Source organism: Actinosynnema sp. NPDC049800, from assembly GCF_040656635.1.
Lineage (GTDB): Bacteria > Actinomycetota > Actinomycetes > Mycobacteriales > Pseudonocardiaceae > Actinosynnema.
In genome coordinates this window covers 71,605-96,448 of the sequence record NZ_JBFAMT010000019.1, presented here as the reverse complement: position 1 = coordinate 96,448, position 24,844 = coordinate 71,605, and the positions used below count along the sequence as shown (strand labels likewise).

Below are 24,844 nucleotides of genomic sequence, written 5' to 3'. Positions count from 1 at the left end.
TCACCTCCGGGAGCGGGCGAAGGCCAGGAACCGGTCGTTGGCCTCGGCCGTGCCGACCGTGACCCGCACACCCCGACCGTCCAGGCACGCCACCAGGATGCCCGCGGCCCGGGCGTCGGCGGTGAACGCGGCGCTGTCCTCCCCCAGCGGCAGCCACACGAAGTTGGCCTCGCTGTCGGGCGCGGTGTACCCGGCGTCGCGCAGCCCGGCGACCAGCCGGGCGCGCTGCGCGGCCACGTCGGCGCACCGCCGCGACAGCTCCTCGGTGACGTCCGGGTCGAGCGCGCGCAGCGCGGCGGCCTGGCCCAGGGAGTTGGCGAAGAACACCATGCCGGTCATCCGCGCGGCCATCACCCGGTCCGCGGGCAGCACCGCGTAGCCGACGCGCAGCGCGGCCAGGCCGTAGGCCTTGGAGAAGGTGCGCAGCACGCACACGTTCGGGTGGTCGCGGTACAGGTCCAGCGCGTCCGGGAAGTCCGGGTCGGTGACGAAGTGCCGGTAGGCCTCGTCGATCACGACCGGCACGTCGGCGGGCACGCGGCCGAGGAACTCCTCCAGCTCGGCGCGGCCCAGCGCGGAACCGGTGGGGTTGTTGGGGTTGCAGATCAGCACGCACCGGGTGGCGCCGGTGACGGCGTCGGCCATCGCGCGCAGGTCGTGCCGGTAGCCGTCCATCGGCACGGGCACGCCCTCGGCGCCCGCGTTGGCGACGATCAGGGGGTAGCCCTCGAACGACAGCGCCGCGTGCACGACCTCCGGCCTCGGCCCGAACGACTGCACCAGGTGCTGCAACAGCCCCGCCGAGCCAGGTCCGACGAGCACCGCCTCCGGGGCGACGCCCAGGTGCCGGGCCAGCCCGGCGGTGAGCGCCCCGGCCAACCGGTCGGGGTAGCGGTTGAGCAGCGCCGCGCCCTCGGCGACCACCTGCCGCAGCGCGGGCAGCGGCGGGTGGGGCGTCTCGTTCATGGACAGGTCGTGCAGCCGGTCGGCGTCGACGGCGGTCATCGGACCTCGCTTCCCCTCGGGTCGGCCGCGGGCAGGTCGTGGGCACGCCGGTCGGCGAGCACGCCCAGCTGGTAGAGCCGGTCGACGAACGTCAGCGGCCGGACGTCCGTGCCGGACATGTTGCCCGCGGTGCGCCGCAGCAGCCGGGGGTTGGCCGCGGTGCGGCGCATCATCCGCGCGCCCAGCAGCCGGGGTGCGCCGGACAGGGCGGTGATCATGCGGGCGGCGTTGTGGCTGACCGTCGCAATGTGGTCCAGGCTCGGCCGCCGGGCCGCCTCGTACGCCGCCAGTGCCTCGTCCACCGCCGGCTCCTCGCCCATCACCGACCGCGCGGCCAGCACCTCTCCCAACGCCTCGGCCAGCCCTTCGGCATCGGCCAGCGAGCTGTTCACGCCCTGCGCCGCCATCGGGTGCACGGCGTGCGCGGCCTCGCCGACCAGCGCCAGGCCGGGCACGGCCAGCCGGCCCGCCCGCAGCCGGGACACCCCGAACAGCTGCCGGCGGTGCAGGCTCGCCTCCAGCGCGGGCGCGAGCGGCGCGAGCGCGGGCACCTCGGCGAGCACGCCGCCGACCCAGCGGCCCAGCTCGGCCAACCCGGTGGCGCGGAACTCGTCGGGCGCGACCTGGACGTAGAGCCGGCAGCGGCGACCGGGCAACGGGTAGACCAGCCGCAGGCCGCGGGCGGTGCGGTAGGCCGTCACCTCGCCGGGCACGTCCGCGTCGGCCACGTCGAAGGCCAGCAGCCGGTGCGGGTACTCGTCCCGGTCGACGCTGATCCCGGCGTCCTTGCGCAGCGCCGAGGACATGCCGTCCGCCGCCACGACCAACCGCGCGCGGACCTCGCCGCCGTCGACCGCCACGCCCGCGACCCGTCCGCCCTCGCGCAGCACCCCGTCCACGCGCACGCCGCGGACGATCTCCACGGTCTCGGGCAACGAGCGGGTGATTGCCGCGCACAGGTCCTCGTAAGCCGCGCACAGCACCTGCCGGTGCGGACCGGGCAGGGTGCCGTACTCGACGGCGAGCAGCGCGGTGCCGTCGCCGTCGCGGATGGCCAGCCGGTCCACCGGGCGCGCGTCGGCGGCCCTGAGGTCGTCCAGCGCGCCCCAGTCGTCGAGCACGCGCACCGCGCCGGGCTGGAGGATCTCGCCCTTGGCGGTCGGCGCGGGGGTCTGCCTGCGGTCCAGCACCAGCACCCGCAGGCCGGTCCCGCCCAGCGCCCGCGCGGCGGCCAGCCCGGCCGCGCCCGCGCCGGACACCACCACGTCGACGGTCCCCGGGAGCGTCATCGGACGGCGGCCCGGTACTCGCCCAGCGCCTTGAGCGCCACGGCCTGCGTGACCACGCCGTTGGCGTAGCGCACGTGGTGGCGGATGTAGTTGCACACCCGCGTGGGCTCCCACCCGCCGTCCGGTCCGGCGGCGGCCACCAGCCAGGCCGCGCCCCGGTCCACCGCGTCCGCGCCGGCTCCCGCCGCCAGCAGCGCCTGGACCGCCCAGGACGTCTCTTCGACCGAGCCCTCGGTCCCGTCGCCCGGGCCCCACGAGCCGTCCGGCAGCTGGGTGCGTAACAACCAGTCCACCGCCTTGCGCACGACCTCGTGCCCGTCGTGCCCGGCCCGCGCCAGCGCGGCGACCACGACGGCGGTCCCGGACGTGTGGTCGCGGTACCACAGGTTCTCGAACGTGCCGTCCGGGTTCTGCGCGGTGAGCAGCCACGCGACGGCGGAGGCCACGGCCGGGTCGTCGGCGGGGCGGCCCGCGTCCAGCAGGGCCTGGATCGCCTGGCTGGTGATCGCGGGGCACGGCCCGTCGTTGGCGAGCTTGGTGTCGCGCACCCACAGGCTCCACGAGCCGCGCGTGTCCTGCCGCCCGGTCAGCCACTCCAGCCCACCGCGCAGGTGGGCGTCCTCGGCGGCGCCGGGCAGCCCGGCCAGCGCGCTGAGGATCTCGGCCGACTCCAGCGTCACCGGCCAGCCGCGCCGGGTGGAGAAGCTCCAGCCGCCCGCCGGGACGTCCAGGATCGTGAACGGCTCGGTGGTGCGGGCGGCGTGCAGGAAGTCGCGGGCCGCGCGCAGTCGGGGGTCCGCGGCGTACCCGGCGGCGACCAGGCCGGTGGTGGCGTAGCCGGTGCGGGTCAGGTCGAGGTTGGCCACCGCGTCCCACGCGCCCTCGGGCCGGACCGCGGCGCGCAGCCAGCCCGCGATGGCGTCGGCGATGTCGGGCGCCTCGCCGGAGCGCGCCAGGCCGAGCAGCACCAGGGCGGCCGGCCACGGGTCCTCGCTGAGAGCCCCGGTGCGCCCCTCGTGCTCGTACACCGCGCGGACCAGTCGCAGAGCCGCCGGACGGGCCAGGCGCAGGGTGAACCGGCGGACCGGCCCCGTGGGCAGCAGGCCGTCCTGGGCCAGCGCCAGGCCGACGAACGGCGTCGTGCGGAACGAGATCAGCCGCCGCCGCAGCTTGTCGGCCAGCACGATCTCCAGCGGCAGCCGCCGCAGCGCACCCGCCTCGGCGGTCAGCCCGGCCAGGGTCAGGAACTGCCGGCACATCAGCGCCACCGCGCGGTCGGTCACCGCGTCCACCCCGCCCAGCGCGGCCAACGCGGCACGCCCGGCAGTCACGGCCGTCGCGCTGACCTCCGGCGAGACGACGCGCAGGGCGGCGGTGGCGATGGCGGTGGGCACGGCCTCGCTGGGCGCGCCGTCCACCCCGCCCCAGCCGCCGTCGTCGCGCTGCCGGTCGCGCAGCCACGCCGCGCCGCCCGCGACCAGGTCGGCGTGGGCGACCGGGTCGGCGGCGTGCAGCGCCGTGATCGTGCCCGCGGTGCCCAGCACGGAGGCGGGCGGGTCGTCGGTGAACGCGCCGTCCGGGCGCTGCCGGGCCAGCAGCGCCTCCGCGCCGCGCTCCACGGCCTTCGCGACGTCGACCAGCGACACGGCTGTCATGTCTTGTCCTCCAACGGGATCAGGCGGCGCGAGCGGGCCCCGGGCGGCCGGGACGTGCCCAGCTCGTGCCTGCTCCGCATCGCCGACTGCGTCCACCATGTCAGCGCGGCCAGCGGCAGGGCCAGCCCCAGTTGCCAGCCGACGCCCAGGCCGAGGCCGACGGTCGCCGAGGCGAGCACGAGCCGTTCGACCACCAGCACTTCGTGGCTCCGCAGCGCGACGACCACCGGCACGTCCGCGCGCCGCCGGACCAGGGGTGCCAGCGCGAGCACGCCCAGCGCCGCCACGACGGCCAGCGTCACCAGGTACGCCGTGCGGTCGCCGACCGCGGACAGCAGCCCGCCCGCCACCGCCGCGCCGATCACCGCCAGGTACAGCGCGAGGACCGTCCACACCGCGAAGGGCGTGCCGCGGCGCACCGGCAGCGTGCCGTAGCCGCCCGCGCGGTCGCCGTCCACGTCGCGCAGCGCGCCGACCAGGTTGGACGCCGTGTCGTGCAGCCAGAACACCGCCGCCAGCGCCACCACCGCGGCGATCCCCGACGACGGCCACGTCCCGGCCACGCACACCCCGTACACCAGGGCGATCGCGCCGAGCGCGCCGCGCACCAGGTTGCCCGCGATGCCGCGCGCCTTGGCCCAGCGGCTGTAGGCGACGATCCCGAACACGCCGAGCACGGCGGCCAGCAGCGTCGGCCACCCGCCCAGCACGGCGATCGCCGCCACCACCAGCATGCACAGCACACCGCACGCCCGGGCGACGCGCGGGCTCAACCGTCCCGACGGGATCGGTCGGTGCGGTTTGCCGATGGCGTCCAGGTGCCGGTCGAAGTAGTCGCCCAGGTAGTGCCCGCCCAGCCAGCCCGCGGTGGGCGCGGCCCACGCCGCGAGCAGCCGCCACGGGTGCCCGGCCGCGCCGGCCAGCACCGCGCCACCGAGCCCGACCAGCCCGACGTACCAGAGCGTGTAAGGGCGCCACGTCTCCACGTGCGCCCGAACCGCCGCGCCGAAGCCCACGTCCTACCCCCGGCCGTCCGGCGGTGCGCTCACCGCGCCCCGCTCGTGGTCCAGCGCGCGATGTCGGCCAGCGCGGTCGCGTGCGGCGACGGTGACAACCCCGCCAGCCCGGCCAGCGCCAACTCCACGTGCGACACCATCCGCCGGTGCGCGCTCTGCACCGCGCCGGAGGCCGTCACCAGGTCCCGGACCCACCGCACGTCGCCCTCCCGGGCGGCGCGGCGGCCCAGGACGTCCCGCAGCTCGCGCCGATCGGCCTCGTCGGCCGCCTCGTAGGCCAGCAGCACCGGCAGCGTCGGCCGTCCGTTGAGCAGGTCGCTGTCGGCGGGCTTGCCGGTCTCCTCGGGCGTGGCGACGAAGGTCAGCAGGTCGTCGCGGATCTGGAAGGCGATGCCGACGTGCTCGCCGTAGGAGGCCAGCATCGTGCCGGTGTCCGCGCCGGCGCCGCCCAGCGTCGCCCCGATGTAGCAGGCGGCCCGGAACAGCGCGCCGGTCTTGAGGCGCACCATCTCCTCGTACCAGCGCGCGCCCTCCTCCAGGTCGCCGACGAGGCGCGACTCCAGCACCTGGCCGCGGCACAGGTGACGGCCGACCTCGGCCAGCTCGCCGACCGCCGCCACGACGCGCGCGGGCGAGGCCGACCACGGTTCGTCCACAAGGGACTCGAAGGCGCTGAAGATCAGGCCGTCGCCGGTGACGATCGCGTTCGGGACTCCGTAGGCGGCGTGCACCGACGGCCGACCGCGGCGCACGTCGTCGCCGTCGATGATGTCGTCGTGCACGAGGGTCGCGGTGTGGACGTACTCCAGCGCGAGCACGGCCGCGGTGACGCGGAGCGGGTCGCCGCCGACGGCCTGCGCGGTGTGCAGCGCCATCAGCGGGCGCAGCAGCTTCCCCGCCGGCACCAGGGCGAACCGCGCCATGGAAGCCAGCTCGTCGGTCGTCTCCGGCCAACGGCGGCGCAACTCCTCCTGGAGGAGCCGTCCCGACTCGCTGCGGGCCAGACCGTCGAGGAAAGTCCGATACTGCGGTGAGTCGGAAACGGTCATGCGCGTCCGCCCTTCGACAGGCGACAGGTTTGACGCTCAGCGTGACGGTAAGGCGCGGGGAATCCCGCGGCAAGAAGCCGATCAGCGCAACGCCGACCGGAACTCCATGAGCGCCAAGCCATCCGAGCCCGCGAACGTCCGCGCCGGCGCCAGTCCGACCGACGCGGCGAGCGCGTCGTGCGCCGCGCGGTCGCGCTCCCGACCGCCCACCTCCACCAACATGCGGAGGTCGAACGGCGACAGGTGCGGCACGTGCGGCTCGGTGGGCAGCACCTCGACCACGAGCACTCGTCCGTCCGGACCGGCCGCTTCGGCGCAACGGCGCAGGATCGTCGCGGCGGACGCGTCGTTCCAGTCGGTCAGCACGCGCGAGACGACGTAGACGTCCGCGCCTGCGGGCAGCGGCTGGAAGAAGTCGCCCTCGACCACCTCGACCCGGTCGCCCAAGCCGTTCTCGGCGAACCGCGCCGCCGCCGTGGCCACCGGCTCGGCCCGGTCGACCAGCATCCCGCGCAGGTGCCCGTGCGCCGCCAGCAGCTCGGCCAGCAGCGCGCCCGAGCCGCCGCCGACGTCGGCCACCAGCCCCGCCTCCGGCCACGGGTAGAGCTTCGCCACCTGCGGCGCGCTCATCGCCTGGAGCCCGGCCATCAGCCGGTCGAAGTGCGCGCGGTACTCCGGGGTCGCGTCCAGGTCGGACCAGAAGTCGCGGCCGTGCACCGACGCGTAGCCCGGTTCGCCCGTGCGGACCGCGTGCGGCAGGCCGAGCGCGGCCAGGTCCATCCGCGCCGGGAAGCCGTCCAGGTCGAACCTCGTGCCGTAGCCGGTGTCGCCGCGGTCGCGCAGCAGTTCGCCCAGTCCGGTCAACGCGAACACGTCCGGTGAGACCTCCGCGAACACCTCGCGGTGGACCAGGTGGCGCAACAACCTGCCCAACGCGTCGCGGTCGGCGCCGCAGCGCCGCGCCAGCTCGGTCAGGTCGGTGGCGCCGTCGGCGATCAGGTCGGGCACGCGGAGCGTGACCGCCGTGCGCACGGCCATCGGGGTGACCAGGTCGGTGAGCGCGTCCAAGCGCTCCCCTGCGTTCTCGGGCGGCATCGGCGCAGCGTCCCGAACCGCACCACCGCAGTCAACCCGTGGACCAAACCCCCTTCGTGGCACAGAATGGCCCGATGACGAGTGTGACCGCCCCGGAAATCCGGCTGGTGTCCGGCGCCCTCGGCGCGGAGATCAGCGGCATCGACCTGAACACGTTGACCGACGAGCAGTTCGACCTGATCCGCGATCGGCTGCTGCGTCACCAGGTGGTGTTCCTGCGCGGTCAGGGGAACCTGACGCCGCAGGCGCACATCGACTTCGGGCGGCGCTTCGGCGAGGTGGAGCTGCACCCCTACCTGCCGCGGCTGGAGAGCCACCCGGAGATCGTCGTCATCGACTCGGAGGACGGGGCGAAGGTCGACGTGTGGCACACGGACATGACCTTCCACGAGAGCCCGCCGATCGCGTCGGTGCTGCACCTGATCGAACTGCCGCCCCACGGCGGCGACACCATGTGGACCAACCAGTGCCTGGTCTACGAGTCGCTGTCGGCCCCGCTGCGCGACCTGGTGGACGGCCTGACCGCGATCCACACCATCCGCGTGGGCGACGAGTTCTCCAGCCGCGCCGAGCACCCGGTGGTGCGCGTGCACCCGGAGACCGGCCGTCGCTCGCTCTACCTCAACCGCCTGTTCACCTCGCACATCCCCCAGTTGTCGCGCAACGAGAGCGACGCCCTGCTGGAGTACCTGTTCCGGTTCTCCGAGGGACCGCAGTTCACCTGCCGCTTCCGCTGGCAGCCCGGCGACGTGGCCATGTGGGACAACCGGGTCACCCAGCACTACGCCGTCAACGACTACCGCGAACGCCGCCGCGGCCAGCGCATCACGGTGCTGGGCGACGTGCCGACGGGCAACCCGCCGCGCTGGGAGCACTACCAGCCCGCGCCGGGCGAGCGGTACTGGCCCGACCGGGTCAACGCGGTGGAGAGCTACTGATCCTCCCGCCACACCACCGGGAACCTCTCGATGCCCCCGTTGATCCGGTCGTGGCGCCACGGCAGCTCCTCGACCCCGATCGCGGGCGCGAGCCCCGGCAGGCGGCGCAGCAGCGTCGCGATGGACAGCTCGACCTCCATCCGGGCCAGGGCCGTGCCCAGGCAGAAGTGCGGCCCGTAGCCGAAGGCCAGGTGCGCCGTCCGGGCCACCCGGTCGATGTCGAACACGTTGGGGTCCTTGAAGACCCGGGGATCGCGGTTGGCCACCCACGGGACGGCCATGACGCGGTCCCCGGCGCTCATCGCGACGTCGCCGACGGTCACGTCCCCGGTGACGACCTGCACCCGGAACATGCTGCTGACTGCGGTGTACCGCAGGATCTCCTCCACCGCGGCGGGGATCTTCTCCGGTGACCGCACCAGCTCCGCCAGCTGCTCCGGGTGCTGGAACAGCACCCGCACGCCCGCGGCCGTCGAGCCGACCTCCAGGCCGCCGCGCAGCAACCCCATGGCCAGCACGATGATCTCGTCGTCGGACAGGCCGTGGTCGTCGCCGCCCTCCAGCCACACCGACAGCAGGTCGTCGCCGGGCTCGACCCGCTTGGCGGCCAGCTGCCCCGCCAGGTAGACCCACAGCGACTTCGCGGCCTCCGCGGAGTTGTAGTCCACCACCGAGTTCAGGCCCGCGAGCCAGCCGTAGAACCGCTCGCGGTCGGCGGCCGGGACACCGATCACCTCGCAGATCACCAGCAGCGGCAAGGGCGCGACGAGACCGCTGACCAGGTCGGCGGGCCGCGGCCCGGCGATCATCGCGTCCACCAGCTCGTCCACCAGGGCCTGCACGCGCGGGCGGTAGTGCGCCATGCGGCGACCGCCGAACGCGCGGCTGCCCACCCGGCGCACCGCCGCGTGCGCCGGGCCGTCCTGGTTGAGGTCGCGCAGCGGCGGCTGGTCCGGCGGCGGCCGGTGCAGCACCCGGCTGAACCGCGGGTCGGCCAGCACCTTGACGCACCCGGCGTAGTCCAGCACGAGCCAGGCGGGCTCCCCGTCCGGCAGCAGCACCCGGCTCACCGGGTCGGTCTCGATCATGCCGAGGAGTTCCGGCGACAGCTCGCCGGTGAACGGCTCGAAGGGGTACCGGCGCAATTCGGGTAAGGCGGCCACGGCGGATAAGACTGCGCCCGAACCCCCGCTGCGTCAACGGATTCCGCACGCCCCGTGCGCGGGTTAGCATGCCGGGTGCGCATTCTGATCTCGACCTGGGGCTGGCGCTCGCACTTCTACTGCCTGGTGCCGTTGGCGTGGGCGCTGCAGGCCGCCGGGCACGAGGTGCTGGTGGCCACCCAACCCGGGCTCGCGCCGGTCGTGGACGAGGCCGGCCTGGTCGCCGTGCCGCTGGGTCCGCACCTGGACTTCGAGGCCGTGTTCACCGACCGGATCGGCAAGGTCGGTGGCGGCACCGGCGCGCCCGATCCGGACGGTCCGGCGATCACCCCGGACGGCGGTGTGGTTCAGATGGCCGACGCCTGGGTGGACGACCTGGTCGCGTTCGGACGGTCCTTCCGGCCGGACCTCCTCCTGTGGGAGCCGTTCAACCTCGCCGCGGCCGTGGCAGCGGCCGTGCTGGACGTGCCCGGCGCGCAGGTCCTGTGGGGACCGGACCACGGCTCCACGCTGGCGTGGGACCACGAGGGCGTCTTCGGCCCGCTGGCACGCCGCTTCGGGATCACGTCGTCGGACGTGCGCGTGGCGGGCGGCCTGATGATCGACCCCGTGCCCGCGCCGCTCCAGGTTCCGCTGCCCGTGCCGAGCCTGCCGATGCGCTACCTGCCCTACAACGGCACCCACGTCCTCCCGCCGTGGCTGCACGAACCGCCGAGCCGCCCGCGCGTGTGCGTCACCGGCGGCACGGTCGCCGGGCCGGGGCTGTCCGAGCGGGCCGATCTCGCGGACGTCATCCGCGCCGTGGCCGACCTGGGCGCGGACGTGGTCGTCGCCGTGGCCAAGGCGCACCGCGACGCGCTGCCCCCGTTGCCCGACACGGTGCGGGTGGCCGACGCGCCCCTCGCGCTGCGCCTGGCGCTGCCCGGCAGCGCGGCGTTCGTCCAGCACGGCGGTGCGGGCACGATGATGACCGCCCTCGTCCACGGTGTGCCGCAACTGATCCTGCCGCAGGTCGGCGACGAGCACTTCAACGGCGAACGCCTGCTGGTGTCCGGCGCGGGCCTGGTGCTGGAGGAGCCCGACGTCGCGTCGGTGCGCGACAGCGTCGCCGCGCTGATGGACGGTGGGCCGTGGCGGGAGGCCGCCGAACTGCTGCGCGACCGCATCCACGCCATGCCCACCCCCGCCCAGGTGGTCGACCAGCTCGTTGCCTACGCCGAAGGACGCCACCCGTGATCCGCTTCCCGCTCCCGCCCGCGCCGTCGCTGCACCACCCGTCGCCGGAGTACGCGCGCCTGCGCGCCGAGGACCCGGTGCCGCGGGTGGAACTGCCCGACGGCACCCTCGCCTACCTCGCGACCCGGCACGCGGACGTCCGGAAAGTCTTCAGCGACCCCAGGTTCAGCCGTGCCGCGGCCACCGGGCCGAAGGGTCCGGAGTGGGAACTGGGATCGCTGGCCGACGACTCGCTGCTGGGCATGGACCCGCCCCTGCACACCAAGGTCCGCCGCGTGGTCGGCAGCGCCTTCACCGCACGCCGCGTCGAGGACCTGCGCGCGACGGTGGCCGGGCTCGTGGACGGCCTGATCGACCGCCTCGAACAGGCCGGCCCCGGAGCGGACCTGAGCGCGCACGTGTCCGCGCCGCTGCCCATCGCCGTGATCAGCGGGCTGTTCGGCGTGGCCGACGAGGAGCAGGACCGGGTCAAGGAGTGGTCGGACGCGCTGGTCGGCGATTGGCGGGCCGACCCGGGCCCGCCGCGCGCGGCGCTGGCCGCGTTCGGGGAGCTGATAGGGAAGCGGCGCGCGAACCCCGGCGACGACCTGATGAGCGCCTTGGTCGCCGCGTGGGACCGGGAGGACTCGCTGTCCGAGCGGGAACTCGTCTCCGTCACCGCCGGGCTGCTCGCCGGCGGCCACGAGTCGACCACCAACCAGATCAACCTGTTCGTCACCGTCCTGTCGAGCCACCCCGACCAGCTCGCCGCCCTGCGCGGCGACGACCCGCACGCCGTCGCGGTGGCCGTGGAGGAGCTGACCCGCTACATCCAGCTCGGCGAGAGCGGCATCCTGATGCCCCGGGTCACCCTCGAGGACGTCGACCTGGGCGGGGTCCCGGTGCCGGCGGGCTCGGTCGTGCTGCCCGCCGTGGTGTCGGCCAACCGCGACGAGTCGGTGTTCCCGGACGCCGACCGGCTCGACCTCACCCGCTCCCCCAACCCGCACATCGCCTACGGCGCCGGCCCGCACCACTGCATCGGCGCTTCGCTGGCCCGCATGGAGCTCCAGGAGGCGCTGGGCGGACTGCTGCGCCGGCTGCCCGGCCTCCGCCTGGCCGTGCCGGAGTCGGAGCTGGGCCTCAAGCCCGGCCTGGTGGTCAGGAGCTTCCGGGAGCTGCCGGTGACGTGGGGCCGATAGCGGGCGCGGTCGGGTCGAACGCGGCCGCCAGCGCCACCTCCTCGACCGCGTGGAGCATCGTCTCCACCTGGTCGGTGGTGAGCACGGCCATGTCGAACACCATCTGGAGGTGGATCGTGCCGGGCCGGTCCTCGACGCTGATGAACAGCTGGTCGGGCATCGCGTCGAGGTGGCCGTCCCAGGACAGGAACGTCCGGGGCAGCTCGGCCCGCACCCGCTCCTCGGTCACGGGCTCGCCGTCGGTCAGCTCCTCGGCGTCCGGGCGGGTGCTGAACCTCAGGTCGCTGATGCGGCAGGTGACCGCGGCCGGGTGGCCGCGTTCGGCGTCGAGGCGGTCGACCAGGCGGTCGAGCTGGTCGGGGTCGTAGTAGGCGCGCATCCACGCCGCCGTCGCCGCGTGCCGGGTCCGCGCCACCACCTCGTCCACCGTGCCGCGCAAGTCCAGCGTCACCACCGAGTTCTGGCTCAGCGTGCCGATCACGTCGGCGAAGCCCGGCCGGAACCGGTTGCTGACGATGACGTTGGTGGTGAGCGGGTCCACGCCCGTGGCGCGGCCGATCGCGATGGCCAGCACGGCCAGCAGCACCCGCGCGGTGTCGGTGCGCGTGCGGCGGGCGATGGCCAGCACGGCCAGGTGGGCCGCAGAGGACCTGAACCGGCCGTGCCAGTAGCGGTGCCCGAGCCGCCCTTCCGGGTACTTCGGCTCCCCGAACGTCGCGCGCGGCAGGTCCCGGAGTTGGCGCTCCCAGTAGCGCATCGCGCCGTCGCTGGTGCGCCGCGCCTCGGGCGTCTGCTCGCGGCGCGCGAGGTCCAGCGCGGTGACGGCGTCGGGGGCCGGCCGGCGGTCGGCCAGCTCGCCGACGCCCAGGCCGGTCATCAGCAGCAGCGTGCCCGTGCCGTCGGCGACGAGGTGGTTGACCGCGAACACCAGGTGCGCCGCCTGGCCGCGGTGCTCCAGCACCGCCAGCCGGACCAGCCACGGGGTGTGGCCGTCGAACGGGGTCGTCATCCACTCGAACCAGATCTTGTGGCTGTGCCCCAAAACCTCAGCGGGGTCCACGTCGTCGTCGAAGGCGGTCACCTCGACGTCGATCTCGCCGGATTCCACGACCACCTGGCACGGCTCGCCGCCGTCGCCGACGCCGAGCCTCATCCGCAGCGCGGGGTGGCGGCACATCATCGCGCCCAGCCGGGCCGCCAGGTCCGCGACGGTCACGCCCTCGGGCAACGGGTGCGCGCCGCTGTTGTTGTGCGGCCAGCCGGTCGCGCGCATGTCGCGCATGATCGCCTTCTGGCCCCACGTCAGGGGCGCGGTGCCCGCGCCGGGTCCGGAGAACGGGACGGTGACTCGGCGCTCACGCATCGGCGCGCCCGAGGATCACGCTGACGTTGTGGCCGCCGAAGCCGAACGAGTTGGACATGACGGTGCGCGCGGGCGCGGCGAGGGCCTTGTCCCGGACGTGGTTCAGGTCCATCGACGGGTCCGGCTCGTCCAGGTTGTGCGTCGGGGGCAGCAGCCCGTGCCGCAGCGCGGCGATGCCGATGGCCGCCTCCACCACGCCGGACGCGCCGAGCATGTGCCCGGTGACGCCCTTGGTCGAGCTCACCGGCGGCATGGCGCCGCCGAACACGCTCGTGATGGCCTTGGCCTCCGCGGCGTCACCGGCTTTGGTGGCGGTGCCGTGTGCGTTGAGGTAGTCGACGTCCGCGGTGGTCAGGCCCGCGTCGCGCAGGGCGATCTCCATGCTGGCCGCGGCGCTGGAGCCGTCCGGGCGCGGTGTGGTGGGGTGGTAGGCGTCGTTCGTCGCGCCCCAGCCCAGCACGTCGGCGTGCGCGGACGCGCCGCGCGCCCGCGCGAACCCCGGCCGCTCCAGCACCAGCACGCCCGCGGCCTCGCCGAGCACCAGGCCGTTGCGGCGGCGGTCGAACGGCCGGCTCGCGGTCGCCGGGTCGGGCCAGCCCTTGGCCAGGGCCAGGGCGTTGCCGAAGGCGTCGGCGAAGGTCGGGAACAGTGGAGCCTCCGAACAGCCGCACACCACCACGTCCGCCTCGCCGGCGCGCAGGATGCGCAGCGCCTCCCCGATGGACTGGCCGCCGGCCGCGCAAGCCGTGCCGACCGACGAGGTGTAGCCGCGGATCCCGAACTTGATCGCGGTGCGCGCGGCGGCCATGTTGGGCAGCACGCCGGGCAGCATGAACGGGCTGACGCCCAGCCGTCCCCGCCGCGACCGCTGCACCGCCTGGTCGGCCAGCGTGTCCAGCCCGCCGACGCCCGACACCACAACGGCGACCCGGTAGGGGTCCACGTCACGGCCCACTTCGAGGCCCGCGTCCGCCAACGCGTCCTCGGCCGCCCGCAGCGCCATCACGATCGACCGGTCCACGAGCCGCGCTTCCTTGGCCGGGATCACGCTGTCCGCGGCGATCGGCGGGGCGAACGCGGCGACGTCCACGACGCCGCGCAACACGTGGTCCTCCGGTGGAGCGGACAGCCCGGAGCGGCCCGCGCAGACGGCGTCGAACACCTCGTCCACCGCCGTGCCGACCGGCGTGACGAGCCCGATGCCGGTGACGGCGGCCCGCGCGGTCACGTCGCGGCCGAGGTGCTGATCCGCTGGGCGACAACGGCGCAGAACTCGCCGACGGTCAGGCCGGCGAAGGACTCGGCCTCCTCGACCTCGAAGCGCACCCCGTACCGGTCCTCCACCCGCAGGGCGAGTTCGGCCAGGGCCAGCGACTCCAGGTCGGCGCCCGCGGGGCCGAGCACGGTGTCCTCGTCGATCCCGTCGGTGCTGTACTTCATCTCGGTGAGCGACTCCAGCAGGAAGTCGCGGATCTCAGCGGTCATCGTCCACGCGCCCTTTCCCGGCCGGTGAAGGGAGAGTTTTTGCCATCAGGTCCCGGCCGTCAAGCAACCGTTCGCCGAACCGACGCTATGGACCGCGCTCGCTTCGGGACCGCAGAATGTGCGGCATGGCGACGACCGCGCTGGACCTGGTGACCGGCGTCGGCGCGCCGCCGCCCTCGGCCGCCGTCGTGCCGCCCGGCGGTGGCGCGCTGACCTACGGCGAGCTGTCCGACCTGGTGGAGCAGGTCGGAACCGCGTTGCGGCACAACGAGAAGGCCCTCGTGCTGTGCGCGGGCGACCGCGACCTGCCCACTGTGCTGACCTATCTCGCCGCACTGCGGTTGGGCCACACGGTCGCATTCCTTCCCGCGACCGCCGAGGTCTTGTCCGCCTACCGGCCCGATTTCGTCGTCCCGGCGCCCGGCGCGCACGACGACCTGACGGCCGCCGGCTACCGGCCGACCGGCGAATCCCCGGTCGGCGCAACGGTCTTCCGCCGCACCTCCGGCGGTCCGCTCACCCCGATCTCCGACGAGACGGCCCTCCTGCTCACGACTTCGGGGACTACGGGAAGCCCGAAGGCGGTTCGGCTGTCGTACTCGGCGATCGCCGACAACTCCCGTGCGATCGTGGACGCCCTGGGCATCACCGCGGCTGAGCGCGCCGCCACCACGTTGCCGATCACCCACGCCTACGGGCTTTCCGTGCTCAACAGCCACCTGATCGCCGGGGCGAGCGTGGTGCTGTCCGACAGCCCGCCGCTGGCGCTCGCGACGTGGGACCGGCTGGCCCGCACGGGCGTGACGTCGTTGGCGGCCGTGCCGACCACCTACGCGGCGTTCGGGCCGGCGCACGTGAACCTCCTGGAGCGCACGGCGATCCGCACGATGACCCAGGCGGGCGCACGGCTGCCCGACGAGCTGACCACCCGGTTGGCGGGGATGATGCGGCGGCGCGGCGGCCGGTTCTTCACGATGTACGGGCAGACCGAGGCGACGTCCCGGATGGCCGTGCTCGACCCGGCCGACCTGCCCGAGCGCCTCGGTTCGGTCGGACGGGCCGTGCCGGGCGGCGTCTTCACCATCGCCCCCGGCCCACCGCACGCCCGGGCCGTCCCCGGCGAGGGCGCGGTGCGCTACCGGGGGCCGGGCGTGATGCTGGGCTACGCGTCGTGCCGGGAGGACCTGGCCCGGGGCGCCGAAGTGGACGTGCTGGACACCGGCGACCTGGGCTACCTGCGTGCCGGCTACCTGTACCTGACCGGCCGCACCAAGCGCATCGCCAAGGTGCTCGGCGTCCGCACGAGCCTGGACGACCTGGAGCGCCTGGTGGAACGGCCGGAGCACCCCACCGCGGTGCTCGCCGACGACGACGTGGTCTACCTCGTCGGCGCGGGCGACTCCGCCGTTCACGAGCGGCAGCGACGGCACTTGGCCGATTCGCTCGGCGTGCCGAGCCGGCACGTTGTCCTCCGGCAGGTCGACCGATTACCGCGCACGCCCGGCGGGAAGGTCGACTACCCGGCACTGGCCGAAGTCATCGGGAGGTCCGGCGGTGGAGCTGAGCAGTTGGCGTCGACTGTCCGACCGGGGACCTGACCTGGTGCTGTGCCTCGACTTCCCCGGCGGGAGGGCGTCCGCGGGCTTCCCCGACCTGGCGGCCTCGTCGACCGTCGACGCCTCCTTCCTCCACGTGGGACGGATCGGCGCGGGCCCGCTGGACGAGGCGGTCGCCCGGTGGGCGGACGAGGCCCTGGCGGGTGGCGGCGCCGTTCGCGCCGTCCTGGGCTACTGCGCCGGCGCGTCGCTGGCCACCTGCGTGGCCGACGCGGTGGCCGAGCGGCAACCCGCTCCGCGGGTCCTGCTGTTCGACGCCGCGCGGACCGGCGCGGGCTCCCTGGCGGGCGAGTTCAGCGGCATCGTCCACGCCTCCGCCGAGCACCTGACCGAGCAGGAGCTGGAGGACGCCCAGACCCTCGCCGACACCCTGGTCGAGGAGCACCCCGACGACCTGCCCCGCGTGGCCGACGCCCTGGCCGCGCGTTACGACGACTTGATGCGGTCGGTCGCCGGCCGCCTGTCGCTCGACGACTACTTCCGCGGCGAACTGGTCAAGGGCTTCCGCACCTACATGGACTACCTGCTCCTGGCCTCCGGGGGCCGCTTCGAGCTGAAGGCGGGCGAGCCCTTGTTCGTGCACTCCCGGGACTACCCGCTGCCGGTGGACGACGACGTCCACCTGACCGTGTTCGACGTGGAGCACGAGGAGCTGCTGCGCGACGACGAGGTCCGCGCCCACGTGACCGCCCACCTGAGAGGAGTGCCGGCATGACCCCGTCCCGGGTTACCGAGCTGCTGCAGTCGCACCCCGGCGTCGGCCGGGTGGAGGTGGCGGTCGTGCGCCACGACGGGCGCGACGTCGTCGTGGCCGCGGTGGAGCCCACCGAGTACCTGAGCGGCACGGTGCTGCGCAACCACGTCCGGCAGCAGCTGGACGGCCCGGTCGGCGTGCTGGTCGTGGACTCCCTGCCGGTGACCCCCGACGACCTCGCCGCCGCCCTGGCCGACGGCCGCTGCACCCTGTTCGAGGACCCGCGCGACGACGTCGAGCGCCGCGTCGCCGCCATCTGGGCGGAGCAGCTCGACGTGCGCGCGGTGGGGGCCACCGACGACTTCCTGGAGCTGGGCGGCGATTCGCTGTCCGCCCTGGGCATCATCTCCGCCGTCGAGGCCGAGTTCGACCGCCCCGTCGACGTCTACGAGTTCATGACCGCGTCCAGCGTGCGCCGCCTGGCGGAAGTCCTCCGCCAACCATGAACCTCCCCGTGCTCCGACGGATCGCCGACATCGCCCGCGACGCGCCCGAGCGCCCCGCCCTGATCGGCTTCGACGCCGACCTGGCGGAGGTGGCGCTGTCGTGGCGGGAGTTCGCCGACCGCGCCACGGCGACCGCGAGCCGGACGACCGGCCCGTACGCCGTCGTGGAGGCCGCCAACACCGTGGACGCGGCCGTCGCCATCGCCGCGGCCCTGGCGGCCGAGGTGCCGGTGTTCCCGCTCAACCCGGCGACGCCACCCGCCGAACGGGACGTCCTGCTGTCACAGCTGGAGTCCCGGTTCGTCCAGGAGGACCACGGCGTCGCCTACCTCCTGGCGACCGGCGCGAGCACGGGCATCCCGAAGATCGCCGCCCGCCCGGGCCCGCTGCGCCACGACCCGCGCCGGACACCGTCGTTGGCCATCCGGCAGACGGGGTGGCGCACCGGCCAGCGGCACCTCATCGTCGGCCCGCTCTACCACGCCGCGCCGTTCACGTCGTTCGTGGACGCGGTCCTCGACGCCAACACCGTGGTGCTGCAACGCTTCTTCGCGCCGCGGTGGACCGTCGACCTGATCCGCGAGCACGGCGTCGAGTGGGCGCAGCTGACCCCCGCGCACATGCGCGAGATCCTGGCGACCACCCCGGACCCGGCCCACTTCGACAGCCTGCGGGCGGTCCTGCACACCGCCGCCAAGTGCGACGACGACACCAAGCGCGGCTGGCTCGACCTGCTGGGCCCGGAGCGGGTCTTCGAGCTGTACGGCACGACCGAGGGCATCGGCGTGACCCTGGCCCGCGGCGACGAGTGGCTGGCCCGTCCCGGCACGGTGGGCCGCGGGGTCCTCACCCGGATCCGCATCCAGGACGACGCCGGGCGCCCGACCCCGCCGGGCACCCCCGGCACCGTCTACCTGCGCACCCCGGACGCGATCACCCGCGCCGACTACCTGGACCACCGGACCGTGCGCACCACGCCGGACGGGTTCGCCACCGTGGGCGACCGCGGCAGGCTCGACGAGGACGGCTACCTCTACCTGGAACCACGCGCGCACGACACGATCAACGTGGGCGGCGAGAAGGTGGACCCCGAGGAGGTCGAGGCGGCACTGCGCCACCACCACGCGGTGCTCGACGCGGTGGCGCTGGCCGTCCCCCACGACACCCTGGGATCGGTGGTGGGCGTGCACGTGGTCCTGCGGCCGGACAAGACGGCCCGCCGCGCCGAACTGGCCGCGCACTGCGGACGCCTGCTGGCGGGCTACAAGATCCCCAAGCACTTCACGTTCGTCGACCGACTCCCGCGCACGGCGGCCGGAAAGCTCCAGCGCTGGCGCCTGTCTCCCGACTCCGAGGGCGGTGCACCACCCCGATGAACACACCCGTCGACACCGACTACCACCGCCCCCGCGACCCGGTCGAGCTCTGGCTGTCCCGCGTCTGGCAGGACGTCCTCGGCTTCGGCGTGGGCATCAGGGAGAACTTCTTCGGCGTGGGCGGCAACTCCCTGGACGCGGCCCGCGTGATCAACGCGGTGCTCACCGGACTGGACGTCCGGCTACCGCTGAACGTCATGGCGGAACACCCCACGGTCGAATCACTCGCCGCGACCCTGCGCGAGCACAACAGCCGCCTGGCGGGCCCCCTGGTGCCCGTCCAGGACGGCGACGGCACCCCGCTGTTCCTGATCCACCCCGACGACGGCCAGGTGGCCCGCTACGCCCGGCTCGCGCAGGACCTCGGCGAGGACCAGGCGGTGCACGGCCTCCAGGCACCCGGCCTGTACGACGACACGGCGTCGATCGACTCGGCGTCGATCGACTCGGTGCCGGCCCTGGCCCGTGCCTACGCCGACGCGATCCGGGCCGCTCACCCGTCCGGCCCCTACGTCCTGGGCGGTGCGGGCGCGGGCGCGGTGATCGCCTTCGAAGTCGCCGCCCTGCTCCCGGACGTGCGCCTGATCGCCGACCTCGACCCCCGCCTGGTCGAGGCCGAGCCCTCCGACCTCGCAGACCCGGAGCAGGCGCTGGCGGACTGGAAAGCACGCGACCTGGTCCCGCCCGACACGACAACGGCGTTCGTGGCACGGGTGACGCGGGTGCGCGAGGCGTTGGGCCGGGCCGTCGCCGCTTGGCGGCCGTCGCCGTCGGCCGCTCCGGTCGACGTCTTCGGCGAGACGGCGAACCCCTGGCCCGACGACGCCACCGTCCGCCGGCACCAGGCCGGCGACCTGACGACGGCGCTGCGGACGGCACTGCGATGAACGCGCCCACCCGGCCGCGGAAACGACGGGTGCGCCTGACCGCCGTGCGCTCGGAGGCCGTCGAGTTCGCCGGTCTGAGCCACCGCGAAGGACCGCTGACGCTCGGGCAGCTCAACATCCAGCGCTGGCTGATGCGGACCCCGGACCACTTCCACGCCACCCTGGCCGTGGACCTGCCGGTGCCCCGGGACGTCCACGTGGCGGACGTGACCGCGGCCGTGGCGGTCCTGGTGGCCCGCCACGAAGGCCTGCGCACCTCGTACTCGGGCCGTGAGGATCCCCGGCAGACCGTGGCGGCGTCCGGGGTGGTCCCGGTGGTCGTCTGCTCGCTGGGCGACGGCACGTGGGGCGAATCCGACCAGCCCGCGGCGGCGTCGGCGCTCCTGCGCCGGCTCCAGGACGCGCCGGACGGCACGCGGCCCGCGGTGCGCCTGGTGGTGGCGGTGGCGCCGGAGCAGGACGACCTGGTGGTGGCCTGCGCCGCCGAGTTCTCCCACATGGCCGTGGACCGGGCGGCGATCGAGGTGCTCAAGCACGAGTTCCGGGAACTGACCGCCACCCCGTCACTCCGCGAGGTCGGCCCACCGCGTCGCCAACCGCTGGACCAGGTGGAGATCGAGGCCACCCCGCTGGAACGGCGCCGGGCACGGGCGGCGCTCGACCACATGGACTCGATGTCCCGCCGGACCCCGCGCGCGCTCTACCTGCTCCCCGGCGCCCGCGCCACCGGCGACTCGATGGCGGTGGAGATGTCGTCCCCGGCGGCGGGGCGGGCGCTGCGCCGGATCGCCGCCCGGACCAGGACGAGCCGCTCCAGCATCGTCCTGGCGGCGATCAGCGCCGTCCTGTCCCACCGCACCGGCTACCGGGAGCTGATCCTGCCCCTGCTGTCGGGCAACCGCTTCGACCGCGCCCTGACCGGGTACGTGGGGACCCTGGCCCAGGGCTGCCTGGCCGCCGTGGACGTGGCGGACCACGACTTCGACGCCCTGGTCAGGCACACCTGGACCGCCGTCCTGGAGTCCAGCAGGCACGGCCGGTACGACGCCGCGGCCCGGTCGGCGTCCGACGACCGGACCGCGCACGACCGCGGCCTGGTGTTCAACTACGACCCGCTGTTCAACAGCACGGTGCCGGAGTCGTGGTTCGGCCCCAACACCCCCTTCACCGGCCAAGCCCCCGCGCCTCCCACCCTCGACGAGACGACGATCCGCTGGCGCCCCACCCCCCGCAACGGCACCCCGCTGCGCTTTGGCCTGACCAGCGTCGAGCCCCACCTGGTCCTGGACGTCTGGACCGCCGACACCGGCCTGGTCCCGCACGAGGAGGTCGAGTCCCTGCTCTCGGCGGTGGAGCGCCTGCTCCTCGCCGCGGCGCGCGCGAACCTGACCCCCGCGGCGCAGCGGGAGGCGATAGCGCTACCGCCCATCGTCCGCCCCGACAACTGGCACTTCGTGGACAACTGCTGGGTGGACCTGACCGAGGTGCAGGCACTGCTGGACGACGCCCTCACGCCGTCCACCAGCCGAATCCTGCCCGCCGAGAACGGGATCCCGCTGGTGGCCCACCTGACCGCCACCCCCGAGGTCCACACGCCGGAGGAAGCCCACCTCCGCTGCATGGCCGCACTCCCCCGCTACCCCGCGGCCCTGACACCACGCCACTACGTGCTCCACGCCTCCGCTCTCAGCGACCCGCCGCTGACCTCCGGCACCGGCCGCTGACGCCGTCCGCGTTCACTCCGCGCTGGTGAACACCTCCGACGCGGCCTCGCGCACGTCCGGGTCGTCGTGCCGGCGCAGTCCGCGCAGCAGGTCGCGCCACTGCGCGGGCCACCCGGCGTCACGACCGGCGGCGGTCGTGATCGACAGGGCCATCGCGGGCGCGCCCTCGGCGACCAGGGTCCCGGCCACGTCCAGCAGCCGCGGCCGGGACACCCGCCGCAGCACGTGCGGGAGCACGTCCGCCAGTTCCCTGGCGGCCTGCCACGCGATGGTCGGCCGCACGGCCAGCCGTGCCACCTCGCGCAACGCGTCCAGTTCCGGGCCGGATTCCTCCCACGGGACGGCGACCACCGCGAGCTTGACCGCCCACGGCAGGCACCCGGCCGCGACGAGGTCCGGGACCAGGGCACGTGCGGCCGCACGCGATCCGTCCGAGTCACGCCTCTCGGCCAGCTGACCCACGAGCGCCGCGATCCGCTGCCGCGCGGGCAGGTCGCGGTCCTCCTCCGCGTCGAACCGGCCGAGCTGCGCGAGCAGCGCCGCGACCACGGCCCTCAGTGGCGTCACGTCGGCCGTCGTGGACTGCCGCACGAGAGCGACCAGCGCGTACCACCAGGTCGCCGTGTCGGCGAGGTCGGTCACGCGGCCGACCAGCAGCTCGGCGCCGCCCTCCGACCAGCGCGCCCAGTACGGCGCCGCGCCCAGCCCGAGCCGGGCGGTGTCCGGGTCGGGCGAGTCCGCGAGCACCCGCACCAGGTCCGCGTACCGGGCGCGGTGACGGCGCGGCACCGCGTCGGGCCACTGGACCACCGCGCCCGCCACGGCGTGCTCGTCGGCGACGGCCCGGGCCAGCAGCTCCCAGGCGGCCTCGTCGTCGAGGAACCACCGCGTCGCGGACACCAACGCGCGCCGCACGTCGCGATGGCCGTTCTCCCAAGCCCCGGCCAACGCCGCCACCGCGCCCGGCGTGCGGTGTTGCGCGATCAGCCGCACGGCTTCCTTGCGCGCGGTCACCTTCGGCCCTTCGAGCACGGGTGCGAGCAGCGCGCCGAGCCGGTCGGGCGAGGTGAACCGGGCGCAGCGGGTCATCGCGTACACGGCGACCCGCGCGCGGTCGGTGTCGACGTGCGCGAGCAGGTCCGGCAGCACGTCGGCGGGCTCGTCGGTCCACGCCAGCGCGGCCAGCGCCGCCTCCACCACCTGCACCTCGCCGTCGGCGAGGAACCCGCGCACCAGGTCGGCCGTGCCCGGCAGCCGGCCGAGCGCCCGCACGGCGCCGGCGCGTTCGTACGGGTTGGCGTGCCGGGACGTCCCGAGCGCGGCCAGCTCGGCGGCGAACGCGGTGACCTGGCGCGGCAGCCACCGGTCGAAGCACTGCCGGAACGGCGGCACGTACCGCACGCCCCGGCGCAGGAACCGGCCGTGCGGGGACCGGCCGATCACCCGGTCCAGCAGGTCGGTGCGGCGCAACGAGACCGCGGCCTGCACCGAGGGCAACGTGATGGTGGACGGGTCGTCCGCGAGCACGCGCTCCACCCGTGCGCCGCGCTGGTCGCGCGGCGCCAGCCACAGGTCGACCGCGCGCCGCACCACGCCGTCGTCCTCGGCCGACCGCGCCTGGTCCAGCAGGTCCTGCAGGCCCGGCACGTGCCAGGCGCGCCGGCCGAGACCCATGGCGAGCCCGAGCACGACCTCGAACCGGCCGCGCCGGGCGTCGGCGACCAGCCTCGGTCGCAGCGCCTCGAACACCGGGTGCTCGGCGCCGCGCGGCAGCGACCGGTCCAGCCCGTGCAGGTCGACCCACGGCAGGTGGGCGCCCAGGTGGGCCATCCCGGCCAAGCCCGCGTCGACGAGTTCGGGACGGCGGGACACCGCGCCCTGGCGGATCAGCGCCTCCGCCAGGTCGCGCACCCCGGACCGGGTCTGCCAGGAGCAGTCCCGGGCTTGGGTCGCGTCGACCATCACCTTGGTGAACGCGTCGGCCTCGGCCGGGCGGAACAGCCACGCCGGCACGGCGGCGAGCGCGGTGATCGCGGCCGACCGCACCGGGTCCTGCTCGTTGGCGAGCCTGGTCAGGCCGGTGACGACACCGCCGAACACCTCCGGGTCGCGGGTGGCGGCGGCCGCGGCCAGGTACAGCGGGTACGCCTCGGCGCGTTCGTCGGCGGTGGCCCGGCGGGTCGCGGCGAGCAACGTGTCGCGGGCGTCCGACCAGGACAGGCGGGCGGTGACGGCGAGTCGGGAGCCGGGGTCGTCGGCGACCCGGCGCAGGGTCAGCAGCCGCCGGGCGACGGCGTGCCGTGCGGCGGAGGGCAGTTCGTCCACCGCGGTCAGCGGGACGTCCGGGCGGTCGCCGAACGCGCCGGCGAACACCGCCGCCCGCCGGGACGGCGCGATCGCGCGGAGGAACCGGGTCAGGTGCGGGCCGTGGAGCAGTCGGGCGACGGCGATCAGCTCCTCGTCGCCGGTCACGGCCAGCGCGCGCCACAGGGACCGCCGATCGGGCAGGTGCCCGGTGCGGCGGGGGTCGGCCAGCAGGCGGGCCACGCGCGCGGGCGCGTGCCGGGCGAGACCGCCGATCACGCCGTCGAACTGCCACGACAGCGGCGCGTGCGGCACCACCCGGGCCAGCAGGTCGAGCACGCGGTCGGGCTCGGCGGGCGCGGCCCCGGCCACGGCCGCGCCGAAGCGGTGCCACACCGTCGGCCACTCCACCGGCGCGGTGGCGTCCAGCTCGGCGGTGACGAAGTCCAGCAGCACGGCCGGGTGCCGGCGGCCGAGCGAGGTCCAGTTGGTCACCGCGTGCTCCAGGTCGGGCAACGCCTCCGCGACCACGTCCGACGAGCAGACCGGGAGCAGGCCGACGGCCTCGTGGTCGCCGAACGCCGCGCGCACCACCGGCAGCAGCCGCTCGGCCAACGCGTGGCGCCCCTGGCGGCGCACGGCGGTGTAGAGGACCTGTCGCAGCGCGGTCGGCAGGTGCGGCAGCCGGGCCAGGAACACCTCGGCGGGCACGTCCAGCCGGATCGCCGCGCCGATCGCGTGGCGGACCACCGAGGTCTGCTCGGCCGAGAGGCACTGCTCGACGTGCTCGCGGTGACCCGCCACGTAGGCCAGGTGCAACGCCGTCCGCCGTTCGAACTCGCCCCGTTCCGCCAGCTCGCTCACCAGCGCGGCCAACCCGGTCGAGCCGGCCGCCTCGCGGGCGGTGCGGGCGAGGAGGCGTTGACGCGCGCCGTACGGCAGCGGGTCGAGGGCCTTGAGCAAGCGTCGCGCGGTGGTCACGGCCGGATTCTGGTCAACGGGCGGACGGTCCGCCACCGGATTCGGAGAATGACCCGGAAATAGTTTGACGGCACCCCGGGCCGATCGGCACGATGGGTCCACACCGAGCCGAGGAGCGGACATGACGAACACGCGTCGACGCCGTCCGGGCAGCCCGTGCTCCCCGCCGTGACCTGTTGAAAGGTCCGGTCCAGGGAGCCGCCCGTCGGGGAACCGACCAGGGCGGCTTTCTCTTTTCGCGCACCGCGAAAAAGGGAATCGGAAGACCGGGGACGCCATTG

Annotated in this window: 20 protein-coding genes; 9 read left to right on the top strand and 11 right to left on the bottom strand. The window is 74.8% G+C overall.

Going from position 1 to position 24,844, the window contains the following annotated elements:
* The 6 genes from AB0I91_RS22815 to AB0I91_RS22790 all read right to left on the bottom strand — a co-directional run bounded on the left by AB0I91_RS22815 (nt 1) and on the right by AB0I91_RS22790 (nt 7,109).
* Nucleotides 1-1,005 (bottom strand): histidinol-phosphate transaminase, encoded by a 1,005-nt coding sequence (locus AB0I91_RS22815; protein WP_499611403.1) that lies wholly within the window; start codon nt 1,003-1,005, stop codon nt 1-3.
* Nucleotides 1,002-2,294 carry an FAD-dependent oxidoreductase gene (locus AB0I91_RS22810; protein ID WP_499638624.1) on the bottom strand — a complete coding sequence of 431 codons (1,293 nt, stop codon included), beginning with the start codon at nt 2,292-2,294 and terminating at the stop codon, nt 1,002-1,004. The genes AB0I91_RS22815 and AB0I91_RS22810 overlap by 4 nt, the downstream gene beginning before the upstream one ends.
* Nucleotides 2,291-3,949 (bottom strand): prenyltransferase/squalene oxidase repeat-containing protein, encoded by a 1,659-nt coding sequence (locus tag AB0I91_RS22805; protein ID WP_498780302.1) that lies wholly within the window; start codon nt 3,947-3,949, stop codon nt 2,291-2,293. Before AB0I91_RS22805 ends, AB0I91_RS22810 begins: the two co-directional genes overlap by 4 nt.
* Complete coding sequence (locus AB0I91_RS22800) at nt 3,946-4,965, bottom strand: UbiA family prenyltransferase (protein ID WP_499638622.1); 1,020 nt, start codon at nt 4,963-4,965, stop codon at nt 3,946-3,948. The genes AB0I91_RS22805 and AB0I91_RS22800 overlap by 4 nt, the downstream gene beginning before the upstream one ends.
* A 29-nt stretch (nt 4,966-4,994) precedes the next feature.
* Entirely contained in the window at nt 4,995-6,014 is a 1,020-nt protein-coding gene (locus AB0I91_RS22795) for a polyprenyl synthetase family protein (protein ID WP_499638620.1), read from the bottom strand.
* Between the two features lie 81 nt (nt 6,015-6,095).
* Nucleotides 6,096-7,109 carry a methyltransferase gene (locus AB0I91_RS22790; RefSeq protein WP_499638618.1) on the bottom strand — a complete coding sequence of 338 codons (1,014 nt, stop codon included), beginning with the start codon at nt 7,107-7,109 and terminating at the stop codon, nt 6,096-6,098.
* A 74-nt stretch (nt 7,110-7,183) separates the two neighbouring features.
* On the opposite strand from AB0I91_RS22790, the gene AB0I91_RS22785 reads away from it, so the two are divergent.
* Entirely contained in the window at nt 7,184-8,047 is an 864-nt protein-coding gene (locus AB0I91_RS22785) for a TauD/TfdA dioxygenase family protein (RefSeq protein WP_498780309.1), read from the top strand.
* Here AB0I91_RS22785 and AB0I91_RS22780 read toward each other — a convergent pair.
* Nucleotides 8,041-9,210 (bottom strand): cytochrome P450, encoded by a 1,170-nt coding sequence (locus tag AB0I91_RS22780; protein ID WP_498780310.1) that lies wholly within the window; start codon nt 9,208-9,210, stop codon nt 8,041-8,043. The two genes, AB0I91_RS22785 and AB0I91_RS22780, sit on opposite strands and share 7 nt — an antisense overlap.
* A 75-nt stretch (nt 9,211-9,285) precedes the next feature.
* Between AB0I91_RS22780 and AB0I91_RS22775 the strand changes: the two genes are divergently transcribed.
* Nucleotides 9,286-10,446, top strand: a complete 1,161-nt coding sequence (locus AB0I91_RS22775; RefSeq protein WP_498780312.1) for a nucleotide disphospho-sugar-binding domain-containing protein — start codon at nt 9,286-9,288, stop codon at nt 10,444-10,446.
* Nucleotides 10,443-11,627: a cytochrome P450 gene (locus AB0I91_RS22770; RefSeq protein WP_499638616.1), complete on the top strand. Its 1,185-nt coding sequence runs from the start codon at nt 10,443-10,445 to the stop codon at nt 11,625-11,627. Before AB0I91_RS22775 ends, AB0I91_RS22770 begins: the two co-directional genes overlap by 4 nt.
* Here AB0I91_RS22770 and AB0I91_RS22765 read toward each other — a convergent pair.
* Genes AB0I91_RS22765 through AB0I91_RS22755 form a run of 3 tightly spaced genes read right to left on the bottom strand, consistent with a single transcriptional unit; the run spans nt 11,587 to nt 14,475 of the window.
* Complete coding sequence (locus tag AB0I91_RS22765) at nt 11,587-12,990, bottom strand: condensation domain-containing protein (protein ID WP_499638614.1); 1,404 nt, start codon at nt 12,988-12,990, stop codon at nt 11,587-11,589. The two genes, AB0I91_RS22770 and AB0I91_RS22765, sit on opposite strands and share 41 nt — an antisense overlap.
* Nucleotides 12,983-14,218 (bottom strand): beta-ketoacyl-[acyl-carrier-protein] synthase family protein, encoded by a 1,236-nt coding sequence (locus tag AB0I91_RS22760; RefSeq protein WP_499611419.1) that lies wholly within the window; start codon nt 14,216-14,218, stop codon nt 12,983-12,985. The genes AB0I91_RS22765 and AB0I91_RS22760 overlap by 8 nt, the downstream gene beginning before the upstream one ends.
* Nucleotides 14,215-14,475 (bottom strand): acyl carrier protein, encoded by a 261-nt coding sequence (locus tag AB0I91_RS22755; RefSeq protein ID WP_498780319.1) that lies wholly within the window; start codon nt 14,473-14,475, stop codon nt 14,215-14,217. Before AB0I91_RS22755 ends, AB0I91_RS22760 begins: the two co-directional genes overlap by 4 nt.
* 125 nt (nt 14,476-14,600) lie before the next feature.
* On the opposite strand from AB0I91_RS22755, the gene AB0I91_RS22750 reads away from it, so the two are divergent.
* The 6 genes from AB0I91_RS22750 to AB0I91_RS22725 are packed head-to-tail and all read left to right on the top strand — an operon-like array spanning nt 14,601 to nt 21,278.
* Nucleotides 14,601-16,073: an AMP-binding protein gene (locus AB0I91_RS22750; RefSeq protein ID WP_499638612.1), complete on the top strand. Its 1,473-nt coding sequence runs from the start codon at nt 14,601-14,603 to the stop codon at nt 16,071-16,073.
* Nucleotides 16,030-16,806, top strand: coding sequence for a hypothetical protein (locus AB0I91_RS22745; protein WP_499611424.1), 777 nt, complete (start codon nt 16,030-16,032; stop codon nt 16,804-16,806). The genes AB0I91_RS22750 and AB0I91_RS22745 overlap by 44 nt, the downstream gene beginning before the upstream one ends.
* Nucleotides 16,803-17,291, top strand: a complete 489-nt coding sequence (locus AB0I91_RS22740; RefSeq protein ID WP_498780322.1) for a phosphopantetheine-binding protein — start codon at nt 16,803-16,805, stop codon at nt 17,289-17,291. Before AB0I91_RS22745 ends, AB0I91_RS22740 begins: the two co-directional genes overlap by 4 nt.
* An 8-nt stretch (nt 17,292-17,299) precedes the next feature.
* Nucleotides 17,300-18,667, top strand: coding sequence for an AMP-binding protein (locus tag AB0I91_RS22735; protein ID WP_498780323.1), 1,368 nt, complete (start codon nt 17,300-17,302; stop codon nt 18,665-18,667).
* Nucleotides 18,664-19,554, top strand: coding sequence for a thioesterase domain-containing protein (locus tag AB0I91_RS22730; protein ID WP_499638610.1), 891 nt, complete (start codon nt 18,664-18,666; stop codon nt 19,552-19,554). Before AB0I91_RS22735 ends, AB0I91_RS22730 begins: the two co-directional genes overlap by 4 nt.
* Nucleotides 19,551-21,278: a condensation domain-containing protein gene (locus AB0I91_RS22725; RefSeq protein ID WP_499638608.1), complete on the top strand. Its 1,728-nt coding sequence runs from the start codon at nt 19,551-19,553 to the stop codon at nt 21,276-21,278. The genes AB0I91_RS22730 and AB0I91_RS22725 overlap by 4 nt, the downstream gene beginning before the upstream one ends.
* 12 nt (nt 21,279-21,290) lie before the next feature.
* On the opposite strand, the gene AB0I91_RS22720 is transcribed toward AB0I91_RS22725, so the two are convergent.
* Nucleotides 21,291-24,563, bottom strand: a complete 3,273-nt coding sequence (locus tag AB0I91_RS22720; RefSeq protein WP_499638606.1) for a hypothetical protein — start codon at nt 24,561-24,563, stop codon at nt 21,291-21,293.
* Between the last annotated feature and the right edge of the window lie 281 nt (nt 24,564-24,844).